At 69.0% G+C, this 7,675-nt stretch carries 6 protein-coding genes and 1 riboswitch; of the genes, 3 read left to right on the plus strand and 3 right to left on the minus strand.

The window, feature by feature from the left end; translation table 11 throughout:
- Positions 1-567: divalent metal cation transporter (locus tag IEZ17_RS41015; protein WP_189308730.1), on the minus strand; the 567-nt coding region annotated here is incomplete at its 3' end.
- Positions 568-873: 306 nt separating this feature from the next.
- Positions 874-1,047: riboswitch (M-box (ykoK) riboswitch) on the minus strand.
- 263 nt (positions 1,048-1,310) lie between these two features.
- Here IEZ17_RS41015 and IEZ17_RS41020 point away from each other — a divergent pair.
- The 3 genes from IEZ17_RS41020 to IEZ17_RS41030 all read left to right on the plus strand — a co-directional run bounded on the left by IEZ17_RS41020 (position 1,311) and on the right by IEZ17_RS41030 (position 4,803).
- On the plus strand, positions 1,311-2,012 hold the full coding sequence (locus tag IEZ17_RS41020; protein ID WP_189308731.1) for a mechanosensitive ion channel family protein: 702 nt from the start codon (positions 1,311-1,313) through the stop codon (positions 2,010-2,012).
- Positions 2,013-2,737: 725 nt separating this feature from the next.
- Positions 2,738-3,628, plus strand: a complete 891-nt coding sequence (locus tag IEZ17_RS41025) for a gluzincin family metallopeptidase (RefSeq protein ID WP_189308732.1) — start codon at positions 2,738-2,740, stop codon at positions 3,626-3,628.
- A gap of 161 nt (positions 3,629-3,789) precedes the next feature.
- The gene (locus IEZ17_RS41030) at positions 3,790-4,803 is read left to right on the plus strand and encodes a ferritin-like domain-containing protein (RefSeq protein ID WP_189308733.1); all 1,014 of its coding nucleotides are present in this window, start codon (positions 3,790-3,792) and stop codon (positions 4,801-4,803) included.
- A 309-nt stretch (positions 4,804-5,112) separates the two neighbouring features.
- On the opposite strand, the gene IEZ17_RS41035 is transcribed toward IEZ17_RS41030, so the two are convergent.
- Together IEZ17_RS41035 and IEZ17_RS41040 are read right to left on the minus strand one after the other, a co-directional pair.
- Positions 5,113-6,033, minus strand: a complete 921-nt coding sequence (locus IEZ17_RS41035; protein ID WP_189308734.1) for an RNA polymerase sigma-70 factor — start codon at positions 6,031-6,033, stop codon at positions 5,113-5,115.
- Positions 6,030-7,235 carry an NAD(P)/FAD-dependent oxidoreductase gene (locus IEZ17_RS41040; protein ID WP_189308735.1) on the minus strand — a complete coding sequence of 402 codons (1,206 nt, stop codon included), beginning with the start codon at positions 7,233-7,235 and terminating at the stop codon, positions 6,030-6,032. The genes IEZ17_RS41035 and IEZ17_RS41040 overlap by 4 nt, the downstream gene beginning before the upstream one ends.
- Between the last annotated feature and the right edge of the window lie 440 nt (positions 7,236-7,675).

Genomic DNA, 7,675 nt, shown 5'->3' on the forward strand with positions numbered 1-7,675 from the left:
GATGGCCACGCGCTCGAACCGGCGGAAGGAGCCGGTGAAGGCGGAGGCGATGATGATCACGGCGGCCAGGATCACCGCGCCGGCCTTGGGCAGCCCCAGGTAGCCGGCGGCGAGCGTGATCCCGATGAACTCCGTGACGATGGTCAGGGCGTTGAGCAGGAACAGGTCGATGACGGAGAACGCGCCCCAGAACTTCCCGAACCGCTCCAGGATCAGCCGGGCGTGGCCGACGCCGGTGACGGCGCCGAGGCGCAGCACCATCTCCTGGTTGACGTACAGGACGGGCACCAGCAGGAGCAGGGTCCACAGCAGGCTGGTGCCGTAGTTCTGCCCGGCCTGCCCGTAGGTGGAGAACGCACCGGCGTCGTTGTCGCCGACCATCACGATCAGGCCGGGCCCGACTATCGCCAGCAGGGTCTTGAGCTTCGCGGACAGGCCGGTGCGGGGCGCGGTGTCGTCCATCTTGATGGTGCCCAGCGCGCCGCGGATGTCGCCGACATGGGCGTCGTCCAGGACCGCGGCGCGCGGCGCCGCAACAGGGGCGGTGGTGGTCACTTCGGTGGTCATGATGAGCCTCCCGGCTCCCCCGGCAAGGGGAGGCGATCGGGGGCATACGGCGACTGCTTACGGCACACCCGGATCGCTGCCGGGCAGCCCGTAGCGGCACAGAGCCGTACGGGGGCTGGGCGAGCGCGGGTGAAGGTGCGCGGGAAGTGTCGCTACCGCATGCCGGAGTTGGGCGAGGTCGATCGGATGCGGGGCCGACTGTGGCCCGGACTACTGCAACTGCTATCCATGTCTCTCGCCTCCTCCCGGCCGGGGCGCCGCCGTGGCGCCATACGACTCGGCAAGGAGCAGACCGGTCTCCTGACCGGTTCACCCCAACTCGTCAGAGCTTTGGCACTGCGCGGCGTAATCCCCGTACCGGGGAAGCCACTTGGGGTCACCCCTTAGGTCGGGGAAACCTGTCCTGACCCTGGGCGTCTCTCGACGTCGTGGGGTCAGTGGCCTGTGTCCGCGCAGACGCCTCACCGAACGAGGTGCCTTCTTCAAACCTTCATGAGCATAGCCCATCAATTGCGCAACCCTGCAATCAAGAGGTGAACCCTTGGCCTGGGGTGACCGCCCCGAGAGGCCGGCGCACGCTGACGCAACACCGCCCGCACACCGGACTCGTGTCCCACCGTGTCCCGCCCACCATTGACAGGCCGAACACGCCACCAAAACCAGGGCGGTCGTTCCGACCCCGTGAGCATGGGTAATCTGCTGCGCGACACCCACACCACAGAATCGAACACGGGGGCACATCGGTGGGTCATGCGCACAACGCCGCGGGCGGCACCGCCGCCGGACACCGGCTGCACTGGCGAGGAGTGATCCGGACCCGACGGGCCGTCATCACCACGTCGCTCGCTCTCGGCGGGCTCATCGTGTCGCTCAACTTCGGCGGGCTCCTGGGGAACCCGGGCAGTCATCAGTCACTGGCATCCCGGGTCATCGCCGGCATCAGCGCAGGAGTCTTCCTCGTAGGCGCACTGATCGCGGTGCGGGGAGCCACGGACGATCTGGTGAAGCTGCTCACCGGACGAATCAGCGACAACCGCTCCGCCGCACTGCGGGTGATCTGCCTGCTGTCCGGCTACGCGCTGGTGATCCTGGGCGCGCTCAGCCTGGTCCGGGTGCCGTGGGGCAAACTGCTGCTGGGCGGCGCGCTGACCGGCGTGATCCTGGGCATCGCCGCCCAGCCGGTGCTCGGCAACATCTTCGCCGGGCTGGTCCTGCTGGTCGCGCACCCGTTCACGATCGGCTCGCGGATCACCATCCAGTCAGGTCCGCTGGGCGGCCGGATCGACGGCGAGGTGACCGACATGACCTTGCTGTTCGTCGAGCTCCACACGGACGACGGCAAGACGCTGCTGCCCAACAACGCCGTCCTCGGAGCCGCGATCGGCCGGCCCGACCGCGAGACCTCCGCAGCGGAGAAGGCTCTTCAGGAACAGCCCGTGGTGTAGGCAGTGCCGAACCGTTCCCCTTCGTGGACGCTCCGGCCCGGGCGCCCGGGTCGCAGAGGTGGCTGCGGTGCGGTGAGGGTGGGGAGTCGGCGAGCCTTCCGGGCCACGTGAATCCGTCGACGCGCAGTCCGGTCCGATGCCGACACGGACACCGCATGCGACTCACCGACCTCGTTGACGAGGTCCTGGCCGTCGCCGGTCCCACGCCGACCAGCCCTCCGACCGGCGAGAGGTCGGCCGGCCCGGCAGTCGGCCGGGGTCCTGATCGAGCGGCCCAGGACAGTGTTCCCATCCGGGCGGCTGCAAGTGGCCATCTACCAGGATCCGCCGCGGGGGGAAGGCGACGTGCCCGGCACGTCGGAGTTCCGGTACCGGACCGCGGCCGACGCGCTCGTGCGCACGGTCGACTTCCGGCGTCCGCTCATGCCGTCGCAGGCCACCTGGCACAGCAAGGTCGGTGCGACGCTCAAGGCCAACCTGGACGGTCCCAACAACCTCAATGCCACCTACAACCGCTCCACACTGGACTTCGGTCACCAGGAGGTGGAGGGGCCGCCGAGATCTACACCTGCGAGAGCCCCGACATCGTCTGCCACGAGGTCGGGCATCCGCTGCTCGACGCGCTCCAGAGCAGACTGTGGGGCGCGGCGAGCACGGAGGCCGCCGCCCTGCACGAGTCTTTCGGAGACATCAGCGCCCTGCTCGCAGCGCTTCAACTGGAATCGATGCGCCAGGCCGTACCGACCACGACCAAGGGCGAACCGGCCCGGTCCTCCCGGCTCTCCCGGCTGGCAGAAGAGGTCGGCTGGGGGCTTCGCCAGGAGGAACCGGACTCTGCCGAACCGGACTGCCTGCGCGACGCCGCGAACACCTTCGTCTACCGCCCTCCTGGTGATCTCAAGCCGAAAGCTCCCGCGACGCAACTCGCGCGCTCCTCGCACTCGTTCTGCCGCGTGTTCACCGGTGCGTTCCTCAAAGCGCCGGCCGGGGTCTTCCGGCTACGGGAGAAACAGGACAGCGAGGGGCTCGCCGGGGTGAGTGTCGTCATGGGCCGGCTGCTGGTAGCCGCGGTCCTCGCCGCACCGGTCGACACCCGCTACTTCGCCCAGGTCGCGGCGCACCTGCTTGCCGCCGACCGCCAGCTGTACGGGGGCGCGCACCTGCCGGCGCTGCGTACGGCCTTTGTGCAGGCAGGCATCCTCAGCCAGGACGAGGCCGCCTCGCTCAGCGTCAAGAGCATGGCTCCGTATGCCAAGGCGATCGCGAAGGAGATCGGGAAGGCCCGGCCCAGCGGCCTCGGCGCCGACCTGCCCACCGTCACTCTGGCTTCCGACCCTTACGGTCTCACCCAGGAGCTGTCCGTCCCGTCGGCTGTGGAGGCCGCGCGGTTCGACGTCGCCGGGTGGGATCCGCTCAGCGGGGCGGCGTGGGGAGCCGGTGACCCCGAGCACGAGGCCGCCACCTTTGTCTCGGACCTCTTCGCACTGGGGCATGTCGTAGTGCCGGAGAGCTGTCCGACCACGGCCGCGACGACGTGTGAGGCGACCGGGTCGACCCATGAAATCGTCGCAGGCGACGCGGGGAGCCTGACGCTGAACAGGTTGTTCTTCGACTGAGCGCATTCCGGCCGAGCCGGAGCGGTGGCACTTCAGAGCATAATGACCGTTTTCACCCGTCTCGCCTCTTTTGGGAAACATATGCAAGGGGCATGTTCGCCATGCCCCCGCGAGGGGTGCCCAGTGAGCACCAGGCCGCCCGGCCGAGAAGAGGAGAGAACATGGCAACCATGGTGAGGACAGAGCCCCAGATCACCACGATGATCCGGGACCTCTTGAAGGTCGAGCCCGAAAAGCACGACCTCGCATGGATCAAGAAGAGTCTCCAGGCAGCCATCGCCCTGGAACTGTCCACCATTCCGCCCTATCTGTGCGCCCTGTGGTCGATCAAGAAGGACGGCACGGACGCCGGGCAGCGCATCCAGGGCATCGCCCTCGACGAGATGTTCCACCTCGGCCTGGCCTGCAACATGCTGAGCGCGGTCGGCGGCAAGCCGGACATCATCGCCGCCGTACCGAAGTACCCGACCAAGCTCCCCGGCAACGTGCGGAACACCTTCGACGTCTACCTCTCGGGGCTCACGAAAGACTACCTGCGCAAGGTCTTCATGGAGATCGAAATGCCGCTCCATCCCGTGGCGCTGGCGGAGTCATGGGAAACGATCGGCGTCTTTTACGACGCGATCCTGACGGCGATCAAGAAGGAAAAGCCGCCCATCGGGACCGGCCCCCAGATGCAGGGGACCATCGGCCGTAACAAGCTCACCAAATTCACCAAGCTCAGCGAGATCGAAGACGCGATCAAGGTCATCAAGGAGCAGGGCGAAGGCACTGGGCAGATGCCGGACGACCCCGGCCAGGACCGCGCCCACTACTACAAGTTCGGCGAGATCTACTACGGGCGCAAGCTCAAGCAGGTGAACGGGAGTTGGAAGTGGGAGGGAGACCCGGTCCCCTTCCCCGAGGTGTACCCGATGGCAGCACTCAAGGACAAGTCAGGCGTCTGGCCCGACCCCCGCCCCGAGGCGAAGCCGCTCATCAAGAACTTCAACGCCAAGTACAGCGAGATGCTTCAACTCCTGCACAAGGCATGGGCAAACGGGGACACCAAGGCGTACGGCACAGGTATCGGGATGATGTTCGAGCTCGGACCGATCGCCGTCTCGCTGATGAAGATCTCGCTGAAGGGCGATGACAAGCACGCCTACGGGCCCGAGTTCCGCTACGTGCCGTAATCCGCCGAGGGGTTGGGGCCTGCCCCCAACCCCTCGGGCGACTCGCCACGCCATCCGTAGTCGCCCCTGCCCTGACTGAAGCCGTACGGCACAGGTCCCCGGAACGCTGCATGGAGAAGCGCACCACTGGACGCAGGGCGAACGTTTCAGACGCCTGACGGCAAGTGTCCGGAATGAGACTGATGCTCAGTGCGAAGTCCCGGCACAGGAAGCCGGAGAACGCCCGCCGCTGCTTCGAACCACCTCCCCTGGGAATTCGCCGAGCTCACCATCCTGCCCGCGCCCGGCGGCAGCACGCGGTGACGAGGCTCAGTACGTCCCGATGTCGTAAGCGGTGCCGTCGGCGACGGCTCGGAGTTTGTCCGGGTTGGCCACGTTGTGGATCGCGGTGATACGGCCGTCGGCGTCGAAGTCGAAGGTGACGGTGGCGATCACGCGTCCCGGCGCGCTGAACACCATGCCCGGCCCGCCGTTGATCTCGACGAGTTCGGCCTTCATGTCGGCAGGCTCGACGCCCTGGTAGGCAACGGTGCCGATGGCCGCGAACCAGGCGGCCACCGTGGCCGCGCCCACGACCGGGCGCAGCGCCTGGCGGACCTTGCCGCCGCCGTCGGTCCACAGGGTGACATCCGGGGAGAGCAGTTCCATCAGGGCGTTGACATCACCGCCGGTCGCAGCGGCGAAGAACCTCTCGGTGGCCTCGCGCTGCCGCGACCGGTCTGCGGCGAAGCGCGGTCGCCGGGCCCGCACATGCTCGCGAGCACGGTGCGCGGCCTGCCGCACCGCGGCTTCGGAACGCTCCACCGCCTCCGCGATTTCCGCGTGGCTGAAGTCGAAGACCTCCTTCAGCACGAACACCGCGCGTTCCAGCGGGCTGAGCGTCTCCAGCACCACCAGCATGGCCATCGACACCGACTCGGCGTCCATCACCACCTCGGAGGCATCCCCGCCGGTGAGGATGGGTTCCGGAAGCCACGGCCCCACGTAGGCCTCCCGCTTGCGGCGGGTGGAGCGCAGCCGTTCCAGCGCCAAGTTCGAGACGATGCGCGTCAGGTACGCCTTGGGGTCGGCCACCTGTGAGCGGTCCGCGGCAGACCATTTGATCCAGGCGTCCTGGACCGTGTCCTCGGCGTCGGCTGCGGTGCCGAGGAGGCGGTAGGCCACGGAGAACAGCAGCCGCCGGTGCTCGTGGAAGACCTGCTGGTCGGGGTGGGCGGACGGGTCGGTCACTGGGCCTCCTGGTTCCGGGTGAAGCGGCCTCCGCGGGGCCAGATCGCGCCCGAGGCGGGCATCTTCTTCATGCGGCCGTAGGTCGGCCAGGGTGAGGCGGTCACCGTCTCCTTGTACCGGACGGCCATGCGGCCGGTCAGGCAGATCCGGCGCGGGCTGTCGTCGGGCCGGGTGAACTGCACCACGGCGTCACGGCGTCCCAGGCTCACCGGCGTGTGGTAGTAGCCGAACCGGAACGGCTTGGGCTGCTTGCCCCGGAGCACCCGGTCGATCGACAGCGCGGCGTGCACCCCCGTCGGCATGCCGCCCTGGCAGGTGCCGTGCATGACGCCGTAGCCCTGGCGGATCGCAGCCGCGTCGCCGATCGCGTACACCTCGGGGTGGGACACCGAGCGGAGCGCGGCGTCGGTGAGGATGCGTCCGTGCTCGTCGACGGCCAGGCCGGCGGCGGCCGTCAGCGGCGACACCCTCGTGCCGCTTGTCCACAGGACCGCGTCGGCGGCGATGCTCTCCCCGCCGGCCAACTGCACTGCGTCGGGCAGCACCTTCACCACCTCGACGCCGGCGCACACCCGGACGCCCAGCCGGTCGAGCGCGGCGCGCAGATACGCCCTCGCCCGCGGGTTCATGGCCGCACCCGGTTCCTGCCTGCCCAGCAGCACCACGCTCAGCTGCGGGTGCCGCTCGGCGATCTCCGCGGCCGACTCGATGCCGGTCAGCCCGCTGCCCGCGACCACCACCGTGCCGCTGCCGAGCCGCGCCAGCCGGTCGGCCAGCAGTTCGGCGTCCTGGGCGCTGCTCAGGGTGTACGCGTGGTCCTCTGCCCCCGGCACCGCCGAGGTGTCGGCGACCCCGCCCAGCCCGTACACCAGTGTGTCGTAGCGCAGTACCCGGTCGTCGTCGATCCGCACGGTCTTCGCGGCCGTGTCCACCGCCGTGACCCAGCCGCGCACGAACCGCGCGCCGGTGCCCTCCAGCAGCTCCGGGATGCTCAGCTCGGCCGTACGCTGCCCGGTCGCCGTCATGTGCAGTCGCATGCGCTCGGTGAACCGCTCCTGCGCGTCCACCACGGTCACCCGCACCCCCTCGCGCCCCTTCACCCGGGCCGCGAGCTGGACTGCCGCGGCCATCCCCGCGTATCCCGCCCCCAGGATCACCACGCGGTGCGCGGTCGCCGTGCCGGTCTCCTGCCGTACGCCCATCGTTCCGTCCTCCTCGGCTCGCTTGCAGACACCCACCAGATGGGAGCAGGCGGCCTGGACGTGACATGGGCCGGATGTGATGCGCGGCACAGCCGAATCGGGGGCCGCGGGAAGGCGGCCTGGCCCGACCGGCGACTGCCCACTTCGGGTCGTGTGATGCGTGGCAGTGCGGTGCCGTGCGGGAGGGGTGGTAGCTCCTCCCGCACGGCACCGCACCGCGGGGACGCGAAGGCCCGATCCGTTGTTTCTGCGGCCAACGCCACGGCGGCACCTGGTGGTTGAAAGGGCATGTGCACGGGTTTGCCCGGGCCCGGTGGAAGGGGTTGGGCTCCCCGCTCCGCCAAGGAGGCGTTCCGGATGTCCCGCCTTGGCTACTCGATTTCGACGCGACCGCTGTGGCCGGTGCCGTTGGCGCTGCTCCCCGGGGTGGCGTTCTTGCC

This window comes from Streptomyces albospinus, assembly GCF_014648695.1.
GTDB lineage: Bacteria > Actinomycetota > Actinomycetes > Streptomycetales > Streptomycetaceae > Streptomyces > Streptomyces albospinus.

What these genes read in the sequence shown, in the direction of transcription:
- IEZ17_RS41030 (WP_189308733.1), top strand. Translation starts at nt 3,790, where the DNA reads ATGGCAACCATGGTGAGGACAGAGCCCCAGATCACCACGATGATCCGG.
- IEZ17_RS41025 (WP_189308732.1), top strand. Translation starts at nt 2,738, where the DNA reads ATGCGCCAGGCCGTACCGACCACGACCAAGGGCGAACCGGCCCGGTCC.
- IEZ17_RS41040 (WP_189308735.1), bottom strand. Translation starts at nt 7,235, where the DNA reads ATGGGCGTACGGCAGGAGACCGGCACGGCGACCGCGCACCGCGTGGTG.